Genomic DNA, 25,852 nt, shown 5'->3' with positions numbered 1-25,852 from the left:
GCCAGCCGCCAGTTGTCGACCCCAGGCCCAGGTCCATGCCCAGGTCCAGGCCCAGGTCCATGCCCCTGCCCAGGCCCATGTCCAGGCCCCCGCCGTACGGGCAGCGGTCCCGGTGGCCGCACCACCGTCAGCCAGACCTGCCCCAACTCCCATGCGTGCGGACGTGCTTCGTCCATCGGCGGTGCTGCCCTTCCGCGACGATCCCCGCGGACCCCGTATGCGACGCCCGCGAGATTGATTCCACGGCAGCGCGCATTGATGGGCAGCCCCCGCCCGCCGGGTGAATCAATTCCGTTCGGTTCGGCGGCCGTTCGCCTGGAACGTCTCGACCAGCTCTTCCGGCGCCGCCTGCTGCCACGAGTCGAGCAGGATGTCGTACAGCTCGCCCTCGTCCTCGAGCGCCGCCAGCCGCGCCCGTACCCACGACGAGTGGGCCTCGTGCGCGGGCACCCAGAACTTCTCCGGCTCCGAGGCGATCAGCTCCGCGCGCTCGTGCCGAGGACAGCGCACCGCGAACGACGTCCCGTCGTCGGGCACCGTCACATACATCCGCCGGCCGACGTGGAACGTGGGATGCCCCCACAGCTCCTTCTCGACGGTCCCGGGCAGCCCGAGCGCCACGCGCCGCACATCCCCGCTCCCCAGCACTGCCCGCCGCCCCACGACTCTCCCCATCCCGGCTCCGTCCGCGTGCCCCCGCGCCCGCCTCGCTCGAACGCACCCAATTCCACCACGGCGGGGCGCGCGTGCGGGGGAGGCCGCCGCCCGGCGCCGCGGGCGGCCCTACGGGTGCAGCACGATCTTCCCCACGTGCCCCCTGCGGGCCAGCTCCTCCTGCGCCCGCGCGGCCCGCGCGAGCGGGAACGTCGCCGCGACGACCGGGCGGACAGCGCCCTCGCGCGCCAGGTCCATGAGGAGCCCGAAGTGCGCGGGCGTGTGCATCGAGGAGCCGATCACCCGCGCGTTGTGCAGATACAGACGGCGTACGTCCAAGGTCACGCCGTACCCGCCGAGCGCCCCCGCGACCACCCACCGGCCGCCCTCGCGCAGCAGCGGCAGGCACTCGCTCACCAACTCCCCGGCGACGACGTCGAGTCCGATGTCGATGCCGTCCGGGGCGGCGGCGCGGATCTGCCCGGCGACATCCCGCGCGCGGTCGATGACGACGTGCGCGCCCGCCGCGCGGACCGCGTCGGCCTTGGATCCGCTGCTGACAGCGAGCACCTTCGCGCCGCGCGCGCGGGCGAGTTGGGTCAGGGCGAGGCCGACGCCGCCGGACGCGCCGGAGACCAGGGCGGTTTCGCCGTCCCGCAGCCCGCCGCGCTCGATCATGCCGAGCGCCGTGCCGTACGCGGTCGGCAGCGACGCCAACTGGTCGTCCGTGAGCGGGGATTCGGTCATGTCGTGCACGCGGCCGACCGGCGCGGTCACGTACTCGGCGTAGCCGCCGTCGCGTTCGCTGCCCATGAGGCCGACCGGATTCGCGTCCTGGCAGTCGGAGTCGTAGACCGCCGGGTCGATGACGACGCGGCGGCCGAAGAGGCCCGCGTACGGGTTCGGCTCCCCGGCCGTGCCCCGGGCCGCTGCGTCGGCGGCGTTCCCGGCGACCGCCCGGGCCGTATCCCCGTCAACCACAGCACCCCCGTCGAAGCCAACGCCCCCGTCGGCGGAGACGTCCTCCCGAGGCCCGACCGCCACGACCCGCCCGGCCACGTCGGCCCCCTGGATCCGCGGAAAGTCGATCGGCCCGCGCCAGCCGGACAGCGCCGCCGCGTCCTCCGGGCTCCCGTACGCGCCCTCGCGCGTCCACAGGTCGGTGTTGTTGAGCGCGACGGCGGCGACCTTGACCAGCACCTCGCCCGCCCCCGGGGCGGGCACGGCCACCTCCACCGCCTCAAGAACCTCCGGCCCGCCGTGACCGGCGATCCGTACCGCACGCATGGTCTCGGGCACGCTCATGGCTTCACCATCCTCCTGAGTACACTGATCTGTGAACATTGACCCACGGTACACCGATCAGTGAAGGGGGGCCCGATGCCGGAGGTGCAGGAGACGGAAGCGGGCGACGTACGGCCCATGACCGCCGCGGGCCGCCGTATCGCGGCGGCTGCCGAGGAGCTGTTCTACGGGCGCGGGATCACGGCGGTGGGCGTGGACCTGATCGCCGAGCACTCGGGCGTGACCAAGCGGACGCTGTACAACCAGTTCGGCTCGAAGGACCGGCTCGTGGCGGTCTACCTCGGCGAGCGCGACCGACGCTGGCGGGCCCTCGTCCGCGCCGCCGTCGACGCCTGCGACGACCCCGTCGAGGCCGTCACCGCGCCCTTCGAGGCGCTGCGGACCTGGAGCGCGACCAACACCCGCGGGTGCGCGTTCATCAACGCCCTGGCCGAACTCCCCGACCCCGCGCACCCCGCGCACCGCGTCGCCGCGGACCAGAAGCTCTGGCTGCTCGGCCTCTTCGAGCGCCTCGCCACCGCGGCGGCCTGCGCGTCCCCCGCCGCCCTGGCCACCCGACTCCTCCTGCTGCACGAGGGCGCGCTCGCCACCCAGCCGCTGCCGCTCGACACGCTCGCGGAAAGCATCGGTCTGGCACGGGAGTTGGTACGGGCGAGCGCGCCGTTCCCCGGCACGGCCTGAGCGCCGACGGGTGAAGTCGGCTGCTAGCCCTGGGCCTTGGGTGTGAAGCCGTCCTGGTCCTGCGCCAGCAGCCCGTGCACCCGGCCGACGAGGCTGCTGTCCTCGGACGGGCTCAGCCCCTCGCGCGCGGTGCGGAGCACGGCTTCCACCAGGTGCCAGCGCTCCTCCAGGCGGTCGTACGCGCCGGAGGGGATGGCCGAGGCGGCGTCGATGTCGCGCTTGCGGGCCGTGAGGTCGCGCAGCTCCTTGGCGGCGTCGGGGCGGCCGACGTCCTCGAACTGCTCCGGGCGTACGCCGACGACATGCCCCATACGGGCCAGCGTCTCGTCACGGCCGCGGACGGGGACCGGTGTCCCGTCGACCGACTGGTAACCGCTGACGATCTGCCGCCACCGCGTGTCGCTCATACCGGCTCGCCGCGAGGCCTCCCGCTGGGAAAGGCCGGACGCCGCGAGCGCGACCTTGATCAGCTCCCCCTCGGGCGGCGCGTCCGGGCGCTCAGTCATGCGGCGAGCTTCGCACAACTACGCATTATGCGTCCAGTGATACGGCGAGGAGCGGCGGGTATCGGCCGGTCTGGCCTGCGCATATACGGGGCGGCAACGTGCGCAGGTGTGCGTAGTTCCCCATAAATACTTGTGCTACGCGCTACTACGCGCTAGTTTTTGCCCATGTCGCACCGCACCCGGCCGAGCAGGCTCCATCAGGAGCCCGAGGCCGTCACCTGGGCGCGGGAGAAGGCCGGGCTGACCAAGCGGGCGCTCGCCGACCAGGTCGGCATCTCGGAGCAGCTCATGGGCGAGATCGAGTCGGGCTGGCGCAGTGCCACCCCGGCCAATCTCATCAAGATCGCCGATGCGCTGAACTGCCCGCTCGTCGTCCTGGAGCGCAAGCGCCACGCGGGCGCGGTCCGTACCGCCGCCCCTGAGGGCGCGGCCGAATGAGGCCGGGGCGCGCACGCGAAGGAACGCGCGACGCGTGGATTGGCATATGCCAAAGTTGTGCGACTCGCGGCCCGCGGGGCCGGGGCGGCACATCATGAGGTGAGTACGCGGAGGCCGCCGCCGCATCCCACGAAGACGGCCCCCGCCCAGCCGGATTACCGGTCGTTGACGTGCTGATGGATCCAGACGGCAATCTGGACGAGCCACCAGCCCATGCGTAATCGATCGGTAGTCCGCAGCCTCTTCGGCCTGCGGTGACGAGCCACTGCACTGCTCCTCTCTCCAGACACCGCCGAATGCGATGTACGGAGAGGGCACCAGCGTCCAGGCGCCCGGCTGACGGTCAGGTTACGCGGCCGTACTCTCCGTGTCCGGCCGTCGGTGAATTGCCCCGCTTGGCCGTTTCTCCCGGTGCTGCCGCCTGTCGTCCGGTGGCGCCGCTTGTCCTCCGGTGCTGCCGCCTGTCCGCCGGTGGCGCCGCCCCCGTCTGCGTACGGCTTCGGGTGCGGCCCCGCGTAAGGCTCCGGGTGCGACGATGCCCGCCGTCCCCGGCCGGGTGCGGAACCGGGGGTGGCGGGCAGTGGGGCGATCCGGAAAGGGGAAGGGGCAGGTCAGGCGGTGGCCCCGGCCTCGCTGTGGACCAGCAGGACCGACACCGCAGACGCCTTCGCGACGGCGCGGCTGACGCTCGGGTGCAGGAGCGCGGAGATGCCGCTGTAGTGGCCGGGGCCGACGGCGATCAGGTCGCTGCCGAGGGCTTCGGCGCGCTCGACGAGTATCGCGGCCAGGTCCTCGGTCAGGCCCTCGTCCACCTCGCCGTCGGCGGTGACGCCGTCCGCGCGCAGCCGCGCGAGCGCGTCGTCCACGACCTTGCGGCTCTCGGCGCTCTCCTCCACCGGCACCACCGTGCTGGTGATCCCTCCGGAGATCACCTGCGACGGACGGATGTGGATGACCTGCACCGTCCCGCCGGTCAGCTTGGCGAGCGCCGACACCGCGTCGAGGACGGCACTGCCGTGGGCCGAACCGTCGACGGCGGCGAGGATCTTCTTGTACATGGGCACAACTTCCTTGTCCGAAGGGGTCTCACGGGAGGTGCGGCCTCCGTACTCCCTCAGCCTCCGGGCGCCGGACCCGCATTCCCGGATCGGTGGTGACCATGGCCACTTCGTACGCTTCCGCTCTCCGTCGCCCGTCACCGTTCCCTCGCCGTGCGGGGAGCGCGAGGACTGACTAGCGTGGAGATGTACGTAAGTGATGTACGTCACATTCGTTGGACGGAGTCGCGGATCATGACTGATTTCCCGGAAGGCGCACCGTGCTGGGTGGACGCCATGTTCGTGGACCTGGAAGGGGCCAAGCGTTTCTACGCCGACGTGCTGGGCTGGACGTTCGGGGAGAGCGCGAGCGAATTCGGCGATTACGCGCAGGCGTTCTCGGACGGGGAGGCCGTCGCGGGCGTGGTCCCGCCGATGCCGGGAGAAGAGGGGAAGTCGGTCTGGTACCTGTACTTCGCCACCCCGGACGCGGCGGCGACAGGGGAGAAGGTGAAGGCGGCGGGCGGCGAACTGCTCATGGAGCCCATGCAGGTGGGCCGGCTCGGCACGATGGCGCTGGCCAAGGAGCCGACCGGCGCGGCCTTCGGGCTCTGGCAGCCGGATCAGCACAAGGGCTTCGCGAAGGTGGGCGAGCCGGGCGCCTTCTGCTGGGCCGAGTTCTTCACGCGTGAGCCCGACGTCACGGACGCCTTCCTGACGAAGGCGTTCACGTACTCCGCGCAGCGAATGACCGACGCCGGGGTGGACTTCAAGGTCTTCAAGGTCGGCGGCAGCCCGAACCCGGTGGTCGGCCGCATGACCATGGGCGACGAATTCCCGCCGCAGGTACCGGCGTACGTGAACGTCTACTTCGCGGTCGGCGACTGCGACGCCGCCGTACAGAAGGCCGTCGACCTCGGCGCCACCCTCCGATTCGGCCCGATGGACAGCCCCTTCGGCCGGTTCGCCGCCGTCACCGATCCGCAGGGCGCGAACTTCTCGGTCATCGACACCGCGCGGACGGTGGGGGAGATGCCGGAGCTGGCGGAGGCGTAGGGGTGCGGCGTCCCCACGGTGTCGGGATACGTGCCCGCCCGCGCGGACGGTGGGGGAGATGCCGGAGCTGGCGGAGGCGTAGGGGTGCGGCGTCCCCACAGTGTCGGGATACGTGCCCGCCCGCGCGAAGAGCTCCGCGCCGGTCTCCCGCGCATCCGCGTACGACGTCGTGGTGCCCCACGTACAGCCCCACACCGGGCCGCCGTCTTCCGCCGGGGCCGCCTCGGTGCCGGGCCAGGGTGCCACGGGACCGGTTCCGAGGTTGTACGGGCGGCAGGTCGGCGCGGGCGTGGGCCGGGGTTTCGGCGGGCGGCCACGTACGCTCGACGGGGGACGGGGCTGGGATCGGGAGGTGTGCGGTGCGGCGTACGTACCTGCTGTGGGCGACCGCGGCCGTCGGGCTCGTGGTGGACCAGACCACGAAGGCCGTCGCGGCGGTCGTGGTCGAGGGGCACGAGGCCAGCCACGCGTTCGGCGGCGCTGTGACCTTCACCGCTATCCGCAACTCCGGCGCGGCCGGTTCCTTCGCACCTCGCGCCACCCTCGTCTTCACCTTCCTCGCCCTCTGCGTCCTCGTCTTCATCGCCCGCGTCGCCCCCGCCGTCCGCTCCACCGGCTGGGCCCTCGGCCTCGGCTTCCTCTTCGCGGGCGCCGGCGGCAACCTCGCCGACCGCCTCTTCCGCACCCCCGCCTTCGGCCGCGGCGCCGTCCTCGACTTCATCCAGGTCGGCAACGGCGGCATCTTCAACCTCGCGGACCAGTGCGTCACGGCCGGCGCCCTCTTCGTCCTCGTCCAGGCCTTCCGCGGCGTCCCGATGCGCGCCGCCAAATCTCCTGCCGGAGAGCCGGACGCGGTGGGCAGCGCGTAGCCCCCCGGCGGGTCGCCGTCTTGACGCGCGTCCCGGTCTCGATACGGCCTCGTCCTTCTACGGCCTCTTGACGCGGGCTCGCCTTTACGCAGCCTCGTCCGGCTTACGCGCCCTCGTCCGGAAAGTCCTCCACCCGCGGATACGTCGCGTCGTCGAACCCGGCCGCCCGCAGCTCGGCGCTGTCGAACGCCGCCCCGGCGCGTTCCCCCAGGACTTCCCCCACCAGCGCGTCCAGCATCTCCAGATGCGCCGCCCGGGACGCCTTCACGGCCTCCTCGATGCGACGGCTCGCCCCGAGCACCCGCTCCCCGGCCTCTCCCGCCGCTTCAAGGCGACGGATGAGCAGCCCCGCCTCCAGGTAGCCCGACCACGGGGTCCCCGTCGCGAGGTACGACCGTACGGAGCTGCCCAGCAGCATCAGCAGCGCCCTGTCCCCCGTGCCGCCGCCCGCTCCCGCGCCACCGGTGGCCGCCGCCCTGCGCAGGACGAGCGTCGCCCCGAACAGCCCCTCCAGCGCCGCCTCCAGTCCCTGGTAGTAGCCGAACAGCGCATTGTTGAAAGCCGGTTCCTCCCCCTCGTACTCCCCGTACCCACTCTGCGGCCCCGCCTCCACATGCAGCCGACACCGTATGAACGCCGCCCGGTCGTAGCGCATGCGCGGTTCCTCCCACTCACAGGGCGGCACCGCGTGCGCGGTGCCCGGTGAGCGAAGTCTCGGGCAGAGCGGCTGTCCAGTGCCACGTATTTCCTGGTCAGGGGGCCAGGGGGTCAGTGGGTAAGGGAGCCAGGCGGCGCTGTCTCCGCGCGCCTCGGTGTGCCTGCGCCCGCGTGTCGCGGAGGCGGGGAATCGGACTGGCGTGCCATGGGTGAATATGCGCGGATCGGGATGTGCCGGAGGCCAAGTGCCAGGACGCTGTGAGGTGTTGATCCAATTGCGGTGACGGTGACGGCCGGGGGCACCTGTGACGGTGGAGCGAGACAGCGGCACTTCGGTCGTATGGGACACCGGAGTCCGCGTAGGCAGACAGCCGCGACGGGCCACGTCACTGACCCCGGCCCCGCGGCACGTCGCGTGTGTGATGGACGGGAACGGCCGCTGGGCGGAGAGCCGTTCGCTGCCGCGGACGGCGGGCCACCGCGCGGCGGAGACGACGGTGATCGACGTCATCGAGGCGGCGCGCGGAGCCGGGGTGGAGTGGCTGAGCCTGTACGCGTTCTCCACCGAGAACTGGAGCCGCCCGAGCAACGAGGTCGACTACCTGATGCGCCTGGTGCGCCGCGTCGTACGCAAACACGCGGCACTGCTGCACGCGCGCGGCATCCGCTGCCGCTTCCTCGGCGTCGCCGACCCGAGAATCCCGGCCCCGCTGGCCCGCGACTTCGCTGACCTGATGACACTCACCCGCACGAACCGCCGCATGACCCTGACCGTCGCGTTCGACCACGGCGGACGCGGCGACATCGTCGAGGCGGCCCGCTCCCTGATCCGCAGCGGAGTGTCCGCCGACGCCGTGGACGAGAGCCACTTCGCCGCACACCTGCCCTTCCCCGACACACCTGACGTCGACCTCGTGATCCGGACCTCCGGTGAACAGCGCATCTCCAACTTCATGCTCTGGCAGGTCGCTTACGCGGAATGGACCTTCCCCTCGGTGCTCTGGCCCGACTTCCGCGCGCCGCACTTCCTGGAGTGCCTGCACACGTACCAGCAACGCAAGCGCCGCTTCGGCGGCGTGCCGCCGCACGCGAACGGAGAGTCCCGCACGTGACGGAGACAGGCAGTAGCAGTAGTAGCAGCACCAACCGGCCTCCTAGGCGTGCCCGTTCGCGGGCGGCCGGGGCGACCGGGGTGACCGGGGTGACCGGGGCGGCCGGGGTGACCGGGGCGGCCGAGGCGGTCGGCACTGTGAAGCCGGACGGGGCGAAGCCGAAGGTGGTGAAGCCGAGAGCCGCGAAGCCGGACGTCGTCAAACCGCAGGCCGTCAAACCGCGAGCCGTGAAGCCGAAGCCGGTGAAGCCGAGAGCGTCGAAGCCGGACGCCGTAGGACCCGACGCCGTAGGACCCGCCCCCGTAGCACCGGACCCCGTAGCACCGGACCCGGTCAAGCCGCCCGCAGGGCCACCTCCGACGCCGCCCGCCCCGCAGATCGAATCCCTCTTCGGCCCCGACTCCCAGTTCCACCGCTTCTTCAACGACCCCCGCTGGGGCCTGGCGGTGATCAGGGCGACGGTTCTGGAGGCGGCGCACCCGCAGATCGGCGCGGCCCTGGCCGACAACTCGACCTTCGTCGCGCACCCGTGGCGGCGGCTGCGCAACACCCTCGTGAGCCTCCAGCGGATGTTCGGCGCGGACGACGCGGTACGGCAGCGGGAGGCGGCGCGCCTCAACCGCCTGCACGCGCGGCTCAACGGCGCCGACGCCCGGCACCGGCCGTACGACGCGATGGACCCCGAGGTCCGCGCGTGGGTGGTCGCGACGCTCTTCGAGAGTTCGGTCACGATGTGCCGGCTGAGCGGGCAGCCGCTCGACCAGACGACGATGGAGCAGCTCTACGCCGAATTCCAGGCGTTCCTCGGTGCCTTGGGGGACCCGGCGGGTCAACTGCCCGCCACACTGCCGGAGTTCTGGCAGTACTACGACCGCATGGTCGAGGAGAAGCTGGAGAACACCGAGGCGCTGCGCATCATCCTCTACAAGCTCTTCGACCACCTTCCCGCGCCGCCCCTGCTGGACGGCCTGCCCACCGTCTGGGCGGCGGGCCGCGCGCTCGCCGGGCCCGTCATCGGGCAGATCACCGTCGCGTCCCTCCCCGAGCCCTTCCGCCGCCGCGCCGGTCTGCCCGAGATCCCCGGCGCCCAGACGCTGATGCAGGGCGCCTACATGGCCGCCGGCCTGGCCCGCTTCCTTCCCGAGGGCTGGATCAGGACCGAGACCCTCACCAACCTGATGGCCCTCACCTCGGACAGCGACGACCCCCGCTACGCCACGGTCACCGCCGTGCGCGACCGTATGAAGCAGGCGGCCGCCTTCATCCGCCTCGTCACGCCCTTCCCCGCCCAGCGCGAGTCCGCCGACGACGGCCCCACCTCCACCGGCACCTCCACACCGGGCGGATCGCGGCGCAGCGCCGACGAGTTCTTCACCGAAGTCCTCGACCAGACCGGCGACGGCTTCCTCGACTGGCCCGATCTCGCCGCCATGGCCCGCGAGTTGTCCTCCCGCCTCGACCTCGACGAGCCTCAGGAGACCAAGCTCTACAACGCCTACGCCGACTGGTGGCGCGAACTCCAGTCCGCCCTCGACACCGACGGCGACGGCCGCGTCAGCAGAGCCGAATACACCGCCGCCGCCCCCACCCTCGCGGGCCCCGCCCTCATCCGCGTCGCCGAAGTCCTCTTCGACGTCACCGACAAGGACGGCAACCAGACCATCGACGCCACCGAATACCGCGCCCTCTTCCGCACCGCCTTCACCCGCACCGTCCCGACCACCGCCTCCACCTACACCCGCTCCGCCTTCGTCACCGACTTCCTCACCTTCATGTCCGCCCGCCACCGCTCCACCCCCTACGACCCCCTCCTCGCCGACGCCTGACCCCGTCCTCACCTCGGTTACTCGCCCCTGTCGGGCAGTCGGCCCAGCCACTCATCGAGCGCCGCGAAGTCCGCCTCCGTGAGGCCGTAGTGGGGGTCGACGCGGTGGAGCAGGGTGGGGGCGGGGTGGTGGGTGGCTGCCCAGGTGCGGTCGGCGGGGCTGATCTCGTCGTCGAGCCAGATGAAGGGGCGGCCCGCTGACCAGGCGAGGAGGGGGCGCGTCTTCCACTGGAGGCCGGGGATGTCGGGGATGAGCGGTCCGTCGACGTCGAGGAAGAGCAGCGGGGGTGCGGGGTGGGGGCGGTCATGGCTGCACGGTAGGCGGTGGAGGTGGGGGGTTGGGTGGGGGTGTCAGGGTTTCAAATACGTTTCAATTGAGTGGGGGTGATGCATCGCGGCGGGGCTCTTGACCTTCGGTGGGTGGCCGCTTAGGTTCGCGGCCACGGACTTGAAACGATTTTTTCGTGGGCGACGCATGGGGTCGACGCATGGGGAGATCGTGCCGAAGCAGAGATGCAGAGGAGACCCCGGTGATCGTGCGTGTGGTGACGGCGGTGCTGAGCTTGGTGGTCGTGGGGGTGGCGCCCGCGGAGGCCAGTGGGGCCGGGCACGGCGGCGGGGGCGGCGGGGTGCGGGCCGGGGAGTTGACGGTCGAGCATCAGACCGAGCCGCTCGGGGTGGACGAGGCCAAGCCGCGGCTCGGGTGGACGCTGAGCGCGAGCGGCGACGCGCACGGCGCCAGGCAGACGGCGTACGAGATCGCGGTGTCGAGCACGCGCGACGGCCGCGCCGATGTGTGGGACAGCGGCGAGGTGCGCTCGGCGAAGTCCTTCGATGTCGAGTACGCGGGACGGCAACTGCGGTCGCAGACACGGTACTTCTGGCGCGTGCGAGTCTGGGACGGCGCGCACAAGGTGTCGCGGTGGAGCCAACCGGCCTCGTTCGAGACGGCGTTCCTCGATCCGGGCCAGTTCAAGGGCGGTTGGATCGGCTCTCCGACGAAACCGGCGACCACGACGCTCACCGGCGCGGACTGGATCTGGTACCCGGAGGGCAAACCGGCCGACTCGGCGCCCGCGGCCACGCGGTACTTCCGCCGCACGGTCGACCTTCCCACCAACGCCACCGTCACCGCGGCCCCGTTCGAGCTGACGGCGGACGACAGCTTCGTCCTCTACGTCAACGGCAAGGAGATCGCGCGCTCGCCGCAGGTCAGCAACTCCTGGAGCACGGCCACCGTCACGGACATCGCGGCCGACCTGCGGCCCGGCCGTAACGTCATCGCGGTCCAGGCCGTCAACACCTTCCCCGGCCCGGCCGGGGTGATCGGCAAGCTGCACATCGACGGCTCGGCGGGCGTCCCGCCCGACCTCGTCACCGACGCCGCATGGAAGGCGAGCGACACCGCGCCGACCGGCTGGCAGCAGCCGGACTTCGACGACGCGGCGTGGCCCGCGGCCCTGGAGGCCGCGCATTACGGCGACGCGCCCTGGTACAGCTCGGTCAGCGTCCCGAGCCCGCCCGAGCCGCTGCTGCGCAAGGACTTCACCACCGGCAGCGCGAAGGGCAAGGCCCAGCGTCCCAAGAAGATCGCGTCCGCCCGCGCCTACGTCGCCGGGCTCGGCTACTACAAGCTCTACCTCAACGGACAGCGCGTCGGCGACCACGAACTCGATCCGGCCTTCACCGTCTACGACAAGACGGTGCTGTACGCGACGTACGACGTCACCAAGTCCCTCCGCAGCGGCGGCAATACGCTCGGCGTGAGCCTCGGCCGCGGGTACTACGCGATGACGAACCCCGACGAGTGGAACGCCTCGCCCTGGCACAGCGAGCCGAAGCTGAAGCTCGAACTCGACATCACCTACACCGACGGCAGCACCCAGCAGGTGACCAGCGACGGCAGTTGGCAGGCCGCCGACGGCCCGACGCGCACCGAATCCGTCCTGTACGGCGAGACGTACGACGCGCGGCTCGAACAACCCGGCTGGAACAAGCCGGGGTTCGACGCCACCGCCTGGAAGCCCGCGCTCCCCGTCACCGCCCCGAGCGGCACCCTCCGCGCGCAGGCGTTCCCGCCGATCAAGGTGACCGGCACCCTGCCGGTCAAGCAGGTCACCACGCCCCGGAGCGACGCGACGAGCACCGTCAAGGTGTACGACTTCGCCTCGCCCACAGCGGGTTGGGCGGACACCGCGCTGCGCGGCCCCGCCGGATCCGTCGTCACGATCACGTACGGCGAGAAGCTGCTCGCCGACGGCACGGTCGACAACGCCGGGCTCCAGACCTACTCGTACACGCTCAAGGGCGCGGCGGGCGGGGAGAGTTACCGCCCCAGCTACAGCTACGACGGCTTCCGCTACGTACAGGTCGCCGCGCCCGCGGGCGTCACCGTCACCTCCGTCAAGGGCGAGCGGGTGCACACGGCCGTCACCGCCACCGGCGACTTCAGCAGTTCGAGCGACCTGCTCAACCGCTTCCAGGACGCACAGGCGAACACGACGCTGAACAACCTGCACTCGATCCCGACCGACACACCGATGTACGAGAAGCGGCCGTACGACGCGGACGCGCACCTCACCGCCGACTCCGCCATCGCCAACTTCGACATGGAGAACTTCTACGAGAACTGGATGCGCGCCCACCGCGACGACCAGAACGCGGACGGCACGCTCGGTCACACCGTGCCCGGCACCATCGGCGCCAAGGGCGTGAACGACCCGGTCTGGTCGGCGAGTTTCGTGCTGATCAACTGGGATCTGTACTGGTACTACGGCGACATCCGGCCGCTGGCGGACAACTACGCCGCGATGAAGCTGTGGCTCGACCACTACGAGCAGACCATCGCGAAGACGGGCGACGTCTACACCGGCTTCAGCTACGGCGACTGGGTCGCGCCCGGCGCCGCGTTCCCGCCGGAGGGCACCCGGCTCTCGGGCACCGCGTACATCCACCAGACGGCCACCATGATGGCCAGGATCGCCCGCGCCCTCGGACACAGCGCCGACGCCGCGCACTTCGACGCCTTCGCGACGACGACGGCGAACGCCATCAACGCGAACTTCTACGACGCCAAGGCGAAGGCGTACTACGACAACAAGGACGCGGGCTACCGGCAGACGTCCAACCTGCTGCCGCTCAGTCTCGGCATCGTCCCCGCGTCCGAGCGCGCGGCCGTCGTCGCCAACCTCACGAACGACATCAGGACCCGTGGCCGCCACCTCAACACCGGTGCGCTCGGCACCAAGTTGATCCTCCCCGTCCTCACCGACACCGGCAACGGCGACCTCGCCTACGAAGTCGCCACCAACCCCACGTACCCAGGCTGGGGTTACTGGTTCCAGGGCCTCGGCGCCACGACCATGTGGGAGGAGTGGCAGGACACCTCACGCTCCCACGACCACGCCTTCCTCGGCACGGTCGACGACTGGCTCTACCAGCGCGTCGCGGGCATCGAACCCGCCGCGCCCGGCTACACCCGGATCACGATCCAGCCCCACCCGGTCGGCGACCTCACCGACGCCTCCGCCCACGTCGAGTCCCCGCTCGGCCGCGTGGCCTCCTCCTGGACCCTCGACCACGGCCGCTTCACGCTCCGCGCCACCGTCCCCGTCGGCGCCACGGCCCAGATCCTGGTCCCCGCCCGCACCCGCGCCGCCGTCCACGCCCCCTCCGACGCCCGATTCACCGGCCTGAAGGACGGCTACGCCACCTACGAGGTCGGGTCCGGCGACTACGTGTTCCGCGTCGCCGGCTAACGGCCCGGCGGCGGGGCGGCGGGGCGGCCCGGCGGCGGTGCGGCGGTGCGGCACTGGTCCGCCGCCGGGGCGGCGATATCCGGCCACGGCGGCAGGGGCCGGTGGTGGGGCCGCGCGAGGTGGTTCCCGTGGGGAAAGTGGGGCCAGGGCCGGGGGCGGGAGAAATGGATTTCCCGTGCGTGGCGGGGCACCGCCCTACATGCGTATGCGGCATGGCGCATGCCAAAACACCGTCCCGCGGAATCTGTCGACCGTGTGACGGGCGGGGTGGATGTTTTGGCTGAGGCCGGTTGGGGCCCGTTGGGGCCGGGTTGAGGGAAAAGGGAATTCGGCGGGCGGAAATTCACCGACGGGCAAATTCCTACCGCATATTCCGTCCGGCAGGGCCGATGGAGCCGGGGGAGCCGGTGGACCCGACGCAGCGGATGGAGCGGATGGAGCCGGTGGAGCGGATGGAGCCGGTGGAGCGGATGGAGCGGGTGGAGCCGGTGGGGCTCAGACCTCCAGGCCGTTCTCGACCTGCTTGAGCACGTGCCGCGCCAGGGCGAGGTTGGCCCGGCTCCGGTCGAGCGCGAGGTAGAGGAAGAGCGAGCCGCTGCTGCTGCCGAGCAGGCGGATCAGGTGGTACTGGGTGCCCAGCGTGATGAGGATGTCCTCGATCGTGTCGTCGATGGCGAGCATCGACAGCGTGCGGACCTTGGCGCGTACGACCTCGGTGTTGCCCGCCGCCGCCACCTCCAGGTCCAGGTCCCGGCCGCCGCCGAGCGTGCCGAGCGCCATGCCGCTCTCGTAGTCGACGAGCGCGACCCCGATGGCGCCTTCGACGGACATCGCTTCTTTGAGTGCCGACTCAATGTTCACGGGAATTCCCTTGGTTGTGCAGGTCCATCGGTGTCGCGGACCGTACGGGCGAGGATCGGCGTGAGCGGAAAACAGCTATGCGCGATCACAGGTGAAAGAGTTCGGCGTTAAAGTACTCTGCCAGGTGTTCGAAAGTGAAGGGGTGCCTGTGGACGCGCTGGAGTCGGTACTCGGCGAAGTCCTTTCCGCTGCCGGGACGTCAGGGACTGCTGGGACCTCGGGTGCGTCCGGGACGTCCGGTGCGGCCCTGGTCGACGCGGTGACCGGCCTCACATACGCCGAGAGCGGGGACTGCGCGGTGGCCGGAAACGGACCTGAGGTCTGCCGTCTGCTGAGCCTCATCGAGGACGGGCTGCACGAGGCGGGAGCGGAGGGCGAGTTGGAGAGCGTGGTGGTGACCGGGCGGCGGACCTACCACGTCGTGCGGGTCGTGGCCCGGCAGGGCGACCCGGTGCTGATCTCCACGGTGCTCGACCGCGCCGACACCAATCTGGCGCTGGCCGCCCGGCACATCGCCACGGCCGCCGAGAGCCTGTTCGCATGACGGCTGACAGCGGGGCCGAGCCCGACGACGTGTCCGTGTCCGGGCCCGGGCCTGGGTCCGGGGCCGAGCCCGAGTCCGAGCCCTGGGCAGGGTCCGAGCGGGAGATCCCGTTCGACGCCCCGGCCCTCACGCGCTCCTCCGACAGCCCGGCCCTCGACCACCCCGACGCTCAGCCCGATCCCTCGCCCGACCCCGACCCCTCGCCCGACCCCGACCCCGAGCTGCGCGTGCCCCGGAACGTCCCCGCCCTCCTCGCCCAGCTCCGCCAGGAGCGCTTCACCGGAGCCGTCACCGTCGAAGGCGGCCCCGGCGGCACCCTCTTCCTCCGCGAAGGACTGGTCGGCGCCGTCGAGACACCCTCCGCCCCCTCCGCCCGCTCGCTGCTGCTGAAGTCCGGGCGGATCGAAGAGCGGGAGTGGGAGGCCGCGCTGGCGGCGCTCCCCGAAAACGGCGAACTGGGCACGGTGTTGACCGCACGCGGATCGGTTACGGCGGTGGAGTTGTTCGTCGTCTGCACCGCCGCGCTCTTCGACGGCGCCTTCGCGATGGCCCTGCAACCGGTGACCGGCTGGCGCACCGACCCGGAACGCGGCCCAGGGCACGGTCCCGGACGCGGCCCCGAACTCGCCGCCTGGCCCGGCCAGGAGCCCGCGCGCCTGACTGAGGAGACGGCGCTGCGGCTGCGGACGCTGCGCGAAATGGTGCCGTCCGTGGGGGAGTTCGCGCGCGGCGCGGTACGCGCGGAGGCCAGGTCCGACGCGGACCGTATCGGCGAGCGCGGCCGTACGCTGCTGCTGGCCGCCAACGGCCGCCGCACACCGCGCGATCTCGCGTTCGCGCTGGGGCGCGGGGTGTATCCGGTGATGCTCGACCTGGCCAGGATCGCGACCCGCAGGGCCGCCGCGCGTGACGACGACCCGCTCGCGCCGCGCCCGCTGCTGACCGCGCGGGCCGCCGACCGGCAGTCACCGCCGCCGCCGGGCGCCGACGACAGGCCGCTTCCGCGGCGCCAGCCCGGCGGCCAACTGCCCTCCACACAACCGCCGTCGGACCGCAAGCCGCCCGGTCACCCCCATCACTCGTCACCGAACCACCCGTCACAGAACAACCTGTTGCCGTGAGCGGGACAGCGACCGGCCTGCCCGAGGAGAGTGCACCATGACCAGTGCCGCCCCTTACGAAGCGCTCGTCGCTTCGCTCAAGTCCCTGCGTGAACGCGTGATGGGCGTCAACGAAACGGTGATCTCCACCTCGGACGGTCTGCTCGTGGCCGCCGACACCGCGACCGTGCAGCCCGAGTCGGTGGCGGCGCTCGCCGCCGCGAGCCTCGGCGTCGGCCGCCGCACGGCGGCGGAAGTCGGCCTCGGCGGGCTGCGCGACGTCGTCGTCCGCTGCAACGGCGGCTACATCGTCGTCCTGTCCGTCGGCGAGCACGCCCTGTTGGTGATCCTCGCCGACGAGGGACTCGACCTGCCGGGCCTCCACCGCGAGTCCCCGGCGACGGTCGACCACCTCGTCTCCCTCCTCAGCGCCGCCTGACGCCTTCGGCTCGGACGACCTTCCCGGCCCGACACCGCCCGACACCGCCCGACCCGGTCCGGACACGGACACGGCCCCGACATCGCCCCGCATCGGAAGCGGGACGGAAGCGCCCGGCGGGTACCCGCGGAAGCGCCCGCCGCGGTCGACTCAGGTGTGCGCGGCCGGCCGGGCCGACGCCTCGGGCGGGACGGGGACGGGTAGATGGGCGGGTACAGCCGGTCGTACGGTACGGGCTCGGGGACGCGTACGGGCGCGGCTACGGCCACGGTCGCGGCGACGACCACGCACCCGCCGTCATTCGGCCAGGTCCGCCCCCGCGAAGGGCTCCACGACCTTCTCCGCGACCCCCGCGACAGCCCCCTCCGCCACCCTCTCCACCACCGGCCGCCCGACCGACTCCGTCACCCCCTCCCCGTACCGCTCCTCGAACCGCCGCTCCACGGGCGACAGATCCGTCCTGCCCAGATCCTCGGGCCTGATGACGATCCGCAACTCCGGCGTCAGCGCCGCGTATCGACGGCACGCGCCGATGAACGAGTCGACGATCAGGGCCGCGAGCTGCCCGCGGTCGAGGTCGGTGACGCGCGCGAGTCCGGAGCCGATGAGCGGGACGGCCAGCGGCTTGAACAGCCCGTGCACGGCCACCGACGCCCAGAGGCTGTCCAGGCTGACCCGCAGGTCGTCGTGGCCGGAGTGCGCGACGAGGTCGTTGCCGATCCGCGAATACGCCGTCGCGAAGACCCGCCGTCCGTCCACCGGTACGGCGACGGTCGTGCCGACCGGGTACCGCACGCGCCGGCCGCGCGGCTTGGCGCGGCTGCTCTCCGTGCCGACGGCGGGCACCGCGCGCAGCCCGGCCCGCAGCTTCTCGTCCAGCAGGCGGCGCCGGCCGACGAAGAGCCGGTCCACGAGCTGGCCCTGGACGCTGCCGCGGCTGATGACGACGTCCTCGTCGGTCGCGGTGTCGAAGGTGTCGGTGAAACCGACCACCAGATTGGCGTCCGTCTGGTCGAACAGGTCGCCCTGCACGAGCACGACATCCACCTGCCGGCCGGGCAACGGCACCGCGTGGCGCAGCAGTTCGGCGCCGTGCCGCGCGCGCAGGGCGGCCCGCAGGGCTTCGAGCGTGCGGGCCGCGTCAGGGTCGCCGGGATGCTCGCGGGCGATCAACTCGGCCACCGGCAGGGCGAGATCGGGTCGGCCGAGTTCGGTGCGGGAGCGGACCAGGCCGCGCCGGGCGGAGTCCTGGAGCGCGGTGAGCCGCCGGACGAAGTCGACGGCGAACGCCTCCCCGTTGACCTCGGCCAGCGGCCGTCCGCGCACCATGCCCAGCGCCTCGGCCAGCCGGTGGGCCGCGGTCGCGGGCGGCGCGAGCAGCGCCTCGCCGACGACCGCCGTGAACCGCGCGCTGTCCAACTCCGCGGCGCGCGGCACCAGTCGGTACGCGGTCTCCGCGCCGCCCACGGTGACCTGCTGCTCGGTCCGCAGCAGCCGGGCGGCCGTGCCGTCCTGACCCGGATCGAGGGCGCGCCGCAACTCCAGGACGCGCTTTTGCACCTCGTTGCGATTGCGCTGCGCCTGGTGCCGCGGCTCGTCGGCCAGTCCCCAGACGTCGCGGCGCAGTTGACGTACGGGAACGGCCTCGCCCTCGGCGGCCACCAGCCGGACCAGCAGCCGGGTCGTGAGCGGTGTCAGCCGTACCGGAAGACCGTCGACTTCGAGCAGTACGGGCCCCAGCACATTTATCCGAACGTGCGTCATTGCTTTCCCCACCCGTTTCCGCCTCCCTCGACGCAAACCCCCGGAGGCGAATGCCAGATTATCAAGCCGCCTTGGAAAAACCATGAGTTCCGCTGATCCCACAGGCCCGGTTCCGGCCCGCCCGCCGACAGGGGCGCGGCGCAGGATGCGCGTGCGCGCGCGGTTACGCGTGCGGTTACGGCGCGGATCGCCTACCGGGCCGCGTCCCCCGTCGCGTTCTCCGTCGCGTTCCGCGTTACGGACTCGGCTCCGCGCTCGCTTACGGTTGCGTGTGGCGCGCCGCGCCCGGCAGATCTTCGTGCGCAATGCCATTGCGGCATTCGGCGGAATATCCGCGGTCCTCCAGTTCGTGGGGCAGCTCTTTCCCCAGAGCTTTCCCGATCCGGCTCCGGTGACCGCGGCATCGGTGGCGGCCTGCGTGCTGTGGGGCATCGGCAGGGCCCGGCCGGTCACGCGCGTGCGGCAGGAGTTCCGGCGCCCCGACATGACGGTGGTGGTCGAGGAGGGCGACCTGTTCGAGCAGGCCGCGCACCTCGTGATCGGCTTCACCGACACCTTCGACACCGTCCCCGAGAGCGGTCTGGTCATCAGCGAGGCGAGCGTCCAGGGGCAGTTGCTCGCCCGCCGCTACGACGGCGACCTCCCGCGCTTGGACGCCGAGTTGGACGCGGCCCTCGGCGCGGTGACGCCCGTCGCGCGCGAGGACCGGTCGCGCAAGCCGCTGGGCAAGGTGGACCGGTACCCGATCGGCACGGTGGCAGTCCTCGGCACCCGCCCGCGGCTGACGTTCGCGGCGGCGTACAGCCGTATCGGCAACGACTACGTGGCCGCGTCCAGCGTGGAGGACCTCTGGTTCAGCCTCAACCGGCTCTGGGACACGGTGAGTCGGTACGCGCGCCCGGAGGCGGTGGCGATGCCGCTGGTCGGCTCGGGGCTGTCACGTCTCGACTACCTCGACCAGGACAGCCTGTTGCGGCTGATCCTGATGTCGTTCATCGCCAGGTCCCGCGAGGGCGCGGTCTGCCGTGAGCTGCGGGTGGTGGTCCGGCCCGCGGACCTGGAGCGCGTCAACATGCCGGAAGTGGCCGCCTTCTTGCGGACGTTGGCGTCGGGCGTCGACCGCGCGTAGGCCGGATGCCGGATGCCGCGTGCGGACCGTACGAGAAGGGGCGGCCGGTCTCCGGCCGCCCCCTGCTTCGTCCTGCGAGGTGATGCGGTGCGTGTCCGGCGGGCCGCGTGTCAGGCGAGCCGCCGATAGGCCGACAGATTCTCGAAGTACGACGTGTCGCGCCAGTCGGAGCGGCTGTCGTCCACCGGGCACTCGGCCACCTTCAGCCGGGCGACGATCTTCTCCAGCGACGACTGCGAGCCGTCGAAGCGGATGACGTTGAGGCCCTCGATGTCGGTGGCGTGCCGCAGCCGGCCGACCTCGACGATGACCGTGCGCGCGCGGTACGCCATCAGCACCATGCCCAGCTCGATCAGCACGTTCTGCCGGGGCTGCCCGGTGTACTGCACCTCGTCCACCCGCTCGTAGTCACCGAGGAGTTCGGGGTGCAGCTTGGCGGTGTCGTCCGGGGTGAGCAGCACGAGCGCGGCCTGCGCGAGCGACGGCGCGTTCGCGATCACCTCGCCGATGTAGGGCGAGGTCTTGCCGGTCGCCCGCACCAACTCCTCCCACTCCAGCGGGCGCAGGTCGAGCCGCCGCAGCAGCCCGAACATCGCGAGCCGCGCCTGCTCGTCCCGGCCGTGCACGACGAAGACGTTACGGCTGCGGAGGCCGTCGTACGGCGTCGGCTCCGGGGTGTCCGGTCGTGCGGTCCCAGTGGCGGCCGGCTCCTGACCGGCGGCCAGAACAGGACGGTATTCGTACCCGAAGTGCTCATTTCCGGAACCGGAAACGGTCATGCGCTTGTCCTGGTGATCCATTTCGTCGCCCATGCCGCTCAATCCCCTTGGCCGTTCGCGGTTCCGCCGTTGTCCGGCGCGTACTCGTAGCCGAAATTCCTGTTGTTGTCCCCGGAGACGTGCATGCTCTTGTCCTCGTAGTTGAGGATGTTGTTCTGCGCCCTGTCGTGGTCGGTGAGATCCACATTGTGGTCGTTCAGGAACGTTCGGATGATTTCCAGCAGACGGCGCTCGACGATCTGCGTGTACTTCACGGCGTCGGACTTCTGGAAGAAGGCGTGGTAGTAGTCGTTCGTCGCCAACTCGCGCACGCTGGTCAGCGCGCCGCAGTTGACCGACTTGGTCACGTAACGCCCCAGGCGGAATTCGCTGCTGTCGACCGAGGTCACGCTCGTGCCGATCCGGATGGAACTGGGGCCGCGGCGGCCGGGCCGGACCAGGGAGCGCAGCGGCGACGGCAGGAAGCGCTCGGGCAGCAGCCGCAGCGGCGAGAGCAGCAGGCTGAACCCCCAGCGCGGCGTCGCCTTGACCATGTCCCAGGCCACCCGCACCGCCAGCCGCCCGTCGAAGGCGTCCGGCAGCCGGTCGACCAGGTGGAAGTCCTCCACGAGCGGCCCGAGGACGTACGGGTAGAACTCGGTGTGGAGTGTGTTCCCCTTGAGGTCGAAGCCGACGAAGATCGAGGTCACCAACTCCTCGTTCCACGAGCCGATCCGCACGCACAGGTACTCGCGCGCCGAGTCGTAGTCCTCGCGCCAGTGCAGGTCCGGCAGGTCGCCGATGCCCGGCAGCCGGGACCAACCCTCGCCGCTGGTGCGGTCGTTGGTTCGGATCGCCGTGGTGAAGCGGCGCCGCTCGACGGCCAGGCCCTCGATGCGCTCGCCCGGCTTCGCGCCGTCACGCAGTTCGGCGGCCATCCGCTCGCCGACGTATGCGGTGATCTTGTCCACGGTGAACGGCAGGAGCGGCTTGCGCTCGTCGGTGTCGAGACCCGGCGCCGTCCCCTCGACGTCCCGCTTCCCCTCGTGGTCCCTGGACTTCAGGCGCAGCTTCCGCGCGCCGATGAGGAGTTGGGCGTTCGCCCAGTCGCGCAGCGGTTCGCCCGCGCCGACGAACGGCCGGAAGCCGCCGTAGAAGACCAGGCTGTCGCTGGCTGACTGCTCCCGGTCGATCTTGCGGATCAGGGTCTCGGTCAGGCGTGCGTTCGCCGGGTACGCCCCGTCGAAACCGCCGTCGGCGCCGGTCTCCTTCAGCCGCGTCATCAGGATGTTCAGGGTCACGATCCTGCGCAGGTACGCCAGCGCCCACAGCGCCCAGAACACCAACAGGACGGCGATGACGGGATTGACCGCGCCGCTCGCGGTCAGGATCAGCGCGGCGACGACCGAACCGGCGCTCAACCACCTTTGCAGTCGCCGCAGTCGGCGGGCGGCGAGGGCGTGCGCGAGGACGGACACGTTGTCGTAGCCGTAGGACGGCGCGACCACGCGGAAGCGGTTGCGCAGCAACTCCCTGATGACGGTGCCGCGGTAGACGGGGTCGAGGTACGTGCCCGCCGACAGCAGACGGGTCGCCTTCGTACGGGCGTACGCGCGGGACACCGGCGGCGCCTGCGGGGGCTCGGCGGGGCGCGGGAGCACGGTCCGGGTGACGGTCATGGCGGCTCAGCGCTCCGCTCTCAACAGGTCGTCGGCGGCAGCGCGATGCGCGGGCGCGCCGTGGGCGGAGCTGAGGCCGGTGCGCGCACCGGAGGTGAGGCCGCTCGTCGGGTGCAGCGCCGATCCGGCGACGAGGGCGATGAGCGCGATCAGCAGCAGGGGCGCGGCGGCGACGACCAGCCCCCACCCGCGCGCGGGCCCCGCGCTCGGTATCAGGCCCACGTGGCGGTACGGCGTCGGACCGGGCGCGGACATGTGCGCGGGGAACTGCGCCGGTACGGGGGCCCGTACGGGTACGGGTACGGACGGCGGTGTGGACGGCGGCGCCGATGGCGGCACCGGCAGGTCGGCGGATCTGGGATACGGGTACGGATTCGGGTCGGGGGACGGCAGGCCGGGGTCGCTCATGGACCACTCCAACGCTCGGTGCGGTGTGCGCCCGATCCCGCTCGGCACGCTGGCGTACGCGCCTGCGCGGAAGGGCTGTTGACACCTCAGATGCGACCAGTGCCGCCCCTTCCCCCGCCAGAACCGGACCGCTTCCGATCCGCTTCCGCCGCCCGTTCCGCCCGGACGCGGCGCGTTGCGGCTGGACGCCAGCCGTTCCGCCCGGACGCGGCCCGTTCCGCCGGACGCGGCGCGTTGCGGCTGGACGCCAGCCGTTCAACCCGGGCGCGGCCCGCTCCTGTGTGCGTGGCAGCGTGTCCGGATGTGGCCGGAGCCGTCGGCGTCAACCTGGAGGACTCCCTCGCGCCGGGCGGCCCGCTGCACGACACGGCCGCCCACTCCGTACGTCTGCGCGCCTCCCGCTCCGCCGCCGAGGACGCGGGCGACCCCAACCTGTGGATCAACGCGCGCACCGACGTCTTCCTCTTCGGCGTCGGCGACCCGCAGGACCGGGCCGCACACGTCCTGTCCCGCGCGCACGCGTACGCCGAAGCCGGGGTCGACAGCACCTTCGTCCCCGGCCTCGTCGACCTGCCCGCCGTGGCCGCCCTCGTCCGCGACAGCCCGCTGCCCGTCAACGTCATGGCCGGTCCCGGCTCGCTGTCAGTGGCCGAATTCTCCGCCGTCGGCGTCCGTCGGCGTCCGTCGGATCAGCGTCGGCACCGCCCTGGCCCAGGCCGCCTACGGCGCCGCCCAGCGGGCCGCCGCCGAACTGCCCGGCGAGGAACCGTACTTCGGGATGGCGCACAGCCTGGACCTCGGCGCGCTCAACGCCGTCGTCAACAGGAAGGCTGGGAGCGGGCGTTCGTCGCCGGCCCGGTCCGCTCGTCCGGATCGCGGGCCGCCGCCCGGAGGAGGTCCGCCAGAAGCCGGGCCGCGGGGAGGGGGGACGGGGGAAGCGCGGTGTGGACGGTGCGGCGGGGGAACGGGGGTGCCAGGGGGCGGAGAGCGAGGTCGGGCGGGACGGCCCACAGGGCGAGGGAGGGCACGAGGGCGACGCCGAGCCCGGCGGCGACGTAGCCGAATTTGCCGCTCCACTCGGCGACGCGGATCAGCTTGCGCGGCGCGAAGCCCGCCTGCGCGCAGGCGTCGAGCAGGAGGGCCGGGTGCCCTCCGGCGGGCGCGTCCTGAATCCAGGACTCGTCGCGAAGGTCGCCGAGTTGGACCGGATCCGCGCTCGCGGCCAGCCGGTGGTCGCGCGGCAGACCCACGTACAGCTCGTCCGCCAGCAGCGCGTCCGTCGTGACGCCCTCGGCCGACGGCAGGCCCGACGGGTAGTCGCTGACCACGGCGATGTCGAGCGCGCCGTCCGCGAGGCGCTGGACCAGCGCGTCGCTGCGGCCCTCGACCACGACCACCTCGACCTCGGGACGCGCGCGGGTGAAGGCACGCAGCGCCGCCGGTACGAGGGCGATGTTCGCGGTGGCGAAGGCGCCGACGCGCAGGGTGCCGCCCCGGCCCGCGTGAATGGCGGCCAACTCGCCCTCCGCGCGGGCCAGTCGGTCAAGCACCTCGGTGGCGTGCCGGTGCAGGGCCGCTCCTGCGGGCGTCAGCCGTACGCCTCGCGGCAGGCGGACGAACAGCGGCCCGCCCGCCTGCCGTTCGAGCGCGGCGATGCGGCGGGAGACGGCGGACTGCGTGTAGGCGAGCCGCTGCGCGGCGGCGGTGAAGGAGCCGGTGTCCGCGACGGCGAGCAGCAGCCGCAGCGCGTCCGTACCGAAGGTGTCGCGCACGCCATTCCCTCTCTGCATGGATCACATGAAATGTAGTCGCTGGTGGAATGGGGCGGGGGTTCCTACCGTCGAAGAGACCGAACGGGGCCTGGTCCGACCGGACCTGAGCCCGTTCGCCTTGACGCGGGAGTCACCATGGCGCAGCCGAAGTCCGAACCCCCTTTTTCCTTGCGGGAGATGCTGTCCGACCTTGAGGAGCTGGTCGTCTGCGAGTCCTTCTCCGCCGACCACGTCGCACTCGCGCGCAGCGCCGAAGTGGTCGGCGCGCTGGGCACCCGGCTGCTCGGCGCCGCGCCGGAGACGATCGTGAGCGACGGCGTACCGCACCTGCGGTGGGCCTTCGGCACTCCGCGCGTCCTGCTCGTCGGGCACCACGACACCGTCTGGCCGGCCGGCACGCTCGCCACCCACCCCTGGTCGGTGACGGACGGGATCGCGCGCGGCCCCGGCGTCCTGGACATGAAGGCCGGGCTGGTGCAGATGTTCCACGCGCTCGCCTCGCTGCCGTCCCTCGACGGCGTCTGCGTGCTGGTCAACGGTGACGAGGAGGTCGGCTCCCCGACGTCCCGCGCGCTGATCGAGGAGACCGCGCGGGGGTGCGCTGCGGCCTTCGTCCTCGAGGCGTCGGCGGACGGGACCGGCGCGCTCAAGACGGCGCGCAAGGGGACGTCACGGTACGAGGTGGTGGTGCACGGCCGTGCCGCGCACGCGGGACTGGAGCCGGAGAAGGGGGTCAACGCGGCGGTCGAGGCCGCTCACCAGGTGTTGGCGCTGGCCCAATTGGCGGCGCAGGATACGGAGTTGGGCACGTCGACCGTCACCCCCACCCTGCTGTCGGCGGGCAGCACCCGCAACACCGTGCCGGCCCAGGCCGTCGTCTCCGTCGACGTCCGCGCGCCGACGCGTGCCGCGCAGGACCGTATCGACGTCCTCATGCGCGGCCTCACCGCCCGTACCCCCGGCGCCCGGCTCTCCCTTCGCGGCGGCCCCCGCCGCCCCCCGATGGAACCCGCCTCCTCCGCCGACCTCTTCGCCCTCGCCGCCGCACTCACCGCAGCGTTCGGCCGCCCCCCACTGCGCGGCCTGCCCGTCGGCGGCGCCTCCGACGGCAACTACACCGCCGCCGTCGGCTGCCCCACCCTCGACGGCCTGGGCGCCGTCGGCACCGGCGCCCACGCTCCCACCGAACACGTCCTCACCTCCGAACTCATCCCCCGCGCCCGCCTCCTCGCCGCCCTCGTCACCCGCACCCTCCACCCCTGACCCCGGCGCCGCCGTCCCGCGCGACCTCCACGGACGGCACACCGTCCGCCGCCCGAGTGCCGCAGCCATACGCTGTACGTGGCCACGAGCGGGGATGGCCCCTCCTCGGTCCAGTCGACGGCCCGTGACGTGGCCTGTTCCCCGCCCGCGCGGGGATGGCCCGGTGATCCGGGAGATCGCGCTGATCGACGTGAACTGCGCCCCGCACAGGCGGGGATGGCCCCGAGTTGCGTGACG

Annotated in this window: 23 protein-coding genes and 2 pseudogenes; 13 read left to right on the top strand and 12 right to left on the bottom strand. The window is 72.1% G+C overall.

All coding sequences use genetic code 11. The annotated features are described in order from the left end of the window. Positions 1–285 precede the first annotated feature (285 nt). Positions 286–675: an MmcQ/YjbR family DNA-binding protein gene (locus tag ACFZBB_RS25530; RefSeq protein ID WP_391126643.1), complete on the bottom strand. Its 390-nt coding sequence runs from the start codon at positions 673–675 to the stop codon at positions 286–288. 108 nt (positions 676–783) lie between these two features. Next, the gene (locus ACFZBB_RS25525) at positions 784–1,959 is read right to left on the bottom strand and encodes a zinc-binding dehydrogenase (protein ID WP_391126640.1); all 1,176 of its coding nucleotides are present in this window, start codon (positions 1,957–1,959) and stop codon (positions 784–786) included. 117 nt (positions 1,960–2,076) lie between these two features. Here ACFZBB_RS25525 and ACFZBB_RS25520 point away from each other — a divergent pair, with 117 nt between their 5' ends. Next, entirely contained in the window at positions 2,077–2,640 is a 564-nt protein-coding gene (locus tag ACFZBB_RS25520) for a TetR family transcriptional regulator (protein ID WP_391126986.1), read from the top strand. 23 nt (positions 2,641–2,663) lie between these two features. Here ACFZBB_RS25520 and ACFZBB_RS25515 read toward each other — a convergent pair whose 3' ends face one another. Then, entirely contained in the window at positions 2,664–3,146 is a 483-nt protein-coding gene (locus ACFZBB_RS25515) for a helix-turn-helix domain-containing protein (RefSeq protein ID WP_391126638.1), read from the bottom strand. Between the two features lie 165 nt (positions 3,147–3,311). Between ACFZBB_RS25515 and ACFZBB_RS25510 the strand changes: the two genes are divergently transcribed. After that, a complete protein-coding gene (locus tag ACFZBB_RS25510) occupies positions 3,312–3,584 on the top strand; it encodes a helix-turn-helix domain-containing protein (protein ID WP_391126636.1) in 273 nt (90 codons plus the stop codon). 611 nt (positions 3,585–4,195) lie between these two features. On the opposite strand, the gene ACFZBB_RS25505 is transcribed toward ACFZBB_RS25510, so the two are convergent. Continuing rightward, positions 4,196–4,642, bottom strand: a complete 447-nt coding sequence (locus tag ACFZBB_RS25505) for a universal stress protein (protein ID WP_391126633.1) — start codon at positions 4,640–4,642, stop codon at positions 4,196–4,198. A gap of 234 nt (positions 4,643–4,876) precedes the next feature. On the opposite strand from ACFZBB_RS25505, the gene ACFZBB_RS25500 reads away from it, so the two are divergent. Together ACFZBB_RS25500 and ACFZBB_RS25495 are read left to right on the top strand one after the other, a co-directional pair. Next, positions 4,877–5,677 carry a VOC family protein gene (locus tag ACFZBB_RS25500; RefSeq protein ID WP_391126630.1) on the top strand — a complete coding sequence of 267 codons (801 nt, stop codon included), beginning with the start codon at positions 4,877–4,879 and terminating at the stop codon, positions 5,675–5,677. A gap of 359 nt (positions 5,678–6,036) precedes the next feature. Then, entirely contained in the window at positions 6,037–6,546 is a 510-nt protein-coding gene (locus ACFZBB_RS25495; protein WP_355336475.1) for a signal peptidase II, read from the top strand. Positions 6,547–6,649: 103 nt separating this feature from the next. Here ACFZBB_RS25495 and ACFZBB_RS25490 read toward each other — a convergent pair whose 3' ends face one another. Beyond that, on the bottom strand, positions 6,650–7,201 hold the full coding sequence (locus ACFZBB_RS25490) for a hypothetical protein (protein WP_391126627.1): 552 nt from the start codon (positions 7,199–7,201) through the stop codon (positions 6,650–6,652). A 391-nt stretch (positions 7,202–7,592) separates the two neighbouring features. On the opposite strand from ACFZBB_RS25490, the gene uppS reads away from it, so the two are divergent. Both uppS and ACFZBB_RS25480 read left to right on the top strand, forming a co-directional pair. Then, entirely contained in the window at positions 7,593–8,315 is a 723-nt protein-coding gene (gene uppS / locus ACFZBB_RS25485; protein ID WP_391043522.1) for a polyprenyl diphosphate synthase, read from the top strand. Between the two features lie 377 nt (positions 8,316–8,692). Further along, the gene (locus ACFZBB_RS25480) at positions 8,693–10,141 is read left to right on the top strand and encodes an oxygenase MpaB family protein (protein ID WP_391126983.1); all 1,449 of its coding nucleotides are present in this window, start codon (positions 8,693–8,695) and stop codon (positions 10,139–10,141) included. 17 nt (positions 10,142–10,158) lie between these two features. Here ACFZBB_RS25480 and ACFZBB_RS25475 read toward each other — a convergent pair. After that, positions 10,159–10,380, bottom strand: a pseudogene (locus tag ACFZBB_RS25475) (hypothetical protein); the annotation flags it as partial. A gap of 290 nt (positions 10,381–10,670) precedes the next feature. Between ACFZBB_RS25475 and ACFZBB_RS25470 the strand changes: the two are divergent. Then, the gene (locus tag ACFZBB_RS25470) at positions 10,671–13,898 is read left to right on the top strand and encodes a family 78 glycoside hydrolase catalytic domain (RefSeq protein WP_391126624.1); all 3,228 of its coding nucleotides are present in this window, start codon (positions 10,671–10,673) and stop codon (positions 13,896–13,898) included. A gap of 495 nt (positions 13,899–14,393) precedes the next feature. Here the strand turns inward: ACFZBB_RS25470 and ACFZBB_RS25465 are convergent, their stop codons facing one another. Continuing rightward, complete coding sequence (locus tag ACFZBB_RS25465; RefSeq protein WP_391126621.1) at positions 14,394–14,759, bottom strand: hypothetical protein; 366 nt, start codon at positions 14,757–14,759, stop codon at positions 14,394–14,396. Positions 14,760–14,901: 142 nt separating this feature from the next. Between ACFZBB_RS25465 and ACFZBB_RS25460 the strand changes: the two genes are divergently transcribed. The 3 genes from ACFZBB_RS25460 to ACFZBB_RS25450 are packed head-to-tail and all read left to right on the top strand — an operon-like array spanning position 14,902 to position 16,842. Beyond that, positions 14,902–15,303, top strand: coding sequence for a hypothetical protein (locus tag ACFZBB_RS25460; RefSeq protein WP_391126618.1), 402 nt, complete (start codon positions 14,902–14,904; stop codon positions 15,301–15,303). Then, on the top strand, positions 15,300–16,424 hold the full coding sequence (locus tag ACFZBB_RS25455; protein WP_391126615.1) for a hypothetical protein: 1,125 nt from the start codon (positions 15,300–15,302) through the stop codon (positions 16,422–16,424). Before ACFZBB_RS25460 ends, ACFZBB_RS25455 begins: the two co-directional genes overlap by 4 nt. A 37-nt stretch (positions 16,425–16,461) precedes the next feature. Next, entirely contained in the window at positions 16,462–16,842 is a 381-nt protein-coding gene (locus ACFZBB_RS25450) for a roadblock/LC7 domain-containing protein (protein WP_355336469.1), read from the top strand. 297 nt (positions 16,843–17,139) lie between these two features. Here ACFZBB_RS25450 and ACFZBB_RS25445 read toward each other — a convergent pair whose 3' ends face one another. Further along, a complete protein-coding gene (locus tag ACFZBB_RS25445; protein WP_391126612.1) occupies positions 17,140–18,606 on the bottom strand; it encodes a macro domain-containing protein in 1,467 nt (488 codons plus the stop codon). Between the two features lie 271 nt (positions 18,607–18,877). Between ACFZBB_RS25445 and ACFZBB_RS25440 the strand changes: the two genes are divergently transcribed. Beyond that, positions 18,878–19,735 carry a macro domain-containing protein gene (locus tag ACFZBB_RS25440; RefSeq protein ID WP_391126610.1) on the top strand — a complete coding sequence of 286 codons (858 nt, stop codon included), beginning with the start codon at positions 18,878–18,880 and terminating at the stop codon, positions 19,733–19,735. Between the two features lie 110 nt (positions 19,736–19,845). On the opposite strand, the gene ACFZBB_RS25435 is transcribed toward ACFZBB_RS25440, so the two are convergent. From ACFZBB_RS25435 to ACFZBB_RS25425, 3 genes are read right to left on the bottom strand one after another with little or no spacing between them, the layout of a single operon-like run. Beyond that, a complete protein-coding gene (locus tag ACFZBB_RS25435; RefSeq protein WP_391126606.1) occupies positions 19,846–20,547 on the bottom strand; it encodes a TIR domain-containing protein in 702 nt (233 codons plus the stop codon). Between the two features lie 5 nt (positions 20,548–20,552). Then, on the bottom strand, positions 20,553–22,172 hold the full coding sequence (locus ACFZBB_RS25430; RefSeq protein WP_391126603.1) for a hypothetical protein: 1,620 nt from the start codon (positions 22,170–22,172) through the stop codon (positions 20,553–20,555). A 6-nt stretch (positions 22,173–22,178) separates the two neighbouring features. Then, on the bottom strand, positions 22,179–22,580 hold the full coding sequence (locus tag ACFZBB_RS25425; RefSeq protein ID WP_391126600.1) for a hypothetical protein: 402 nt from the start codon (positions 22,578–22,580) through the stop codon (positions 22,179–22,181). A gap of 90 nt (positions 22,581–22,670) precedes the next feature. Here ACFZBB_RS25425 and ACFZBB_RS25420 point away from each other — a divergent pair. Then, positions 22,671–23,198, top strand: a pseudogene (locus tag ACFZBB_RS25420) (isocitrate lyase/phosphoenolpyruvate mutase family protein); the annotation flags it as partial. A gap of 200 nt (positions 23,199–23,398) precedes the next feature. Here ACFZBB_RS25420 and ACFZBB_RS25415 read toward each other — a convergent pair. Continuing rightward, entirely contained in the window at positions 23,399–24,370 is a 972-nt protein-coding gene (locus ACFZBB_RS25415; RefSeq protein ID WP_391126597.1) for a LysR substrate-binding domain-containing protein, read from the bottom strand. Positions 24,371–24,529: 159 nt separating this feature from the next. On the opposite strand from ACFZBB_RS25415, the gene ACFZBB_RS25410 reads away from it, so the two are divergent. Further along, on the top strand, positions 24,530–25,615 hold the full coding sequence (locus ACFZBB_RS25410; RefSeq protein ID WP_391126595.1) for a M20/M25/M40 family metallo-hydrolase: 1,086 nt from the start codon (positions 24,530–24,532) through the stop codon (positions 25,613–25,615). Positions 25,616–25,852: the final 237 nt, after the last annotated feature.

This window comes from Streptomyces sp. NPDC008139 (assembly GCF_042957025.1).
In the GTDB taxonomy this organism is placed as follows: Bacteria; Actinomycetota; Actinomycetes; order Streptomycetales; family Streptomycetaceae; genus Actinacidiphila.
Note: the sequence above shows the minus strand (reverse complement) of the source record. Positions and strands in the feature narration are given on the sequence as shown.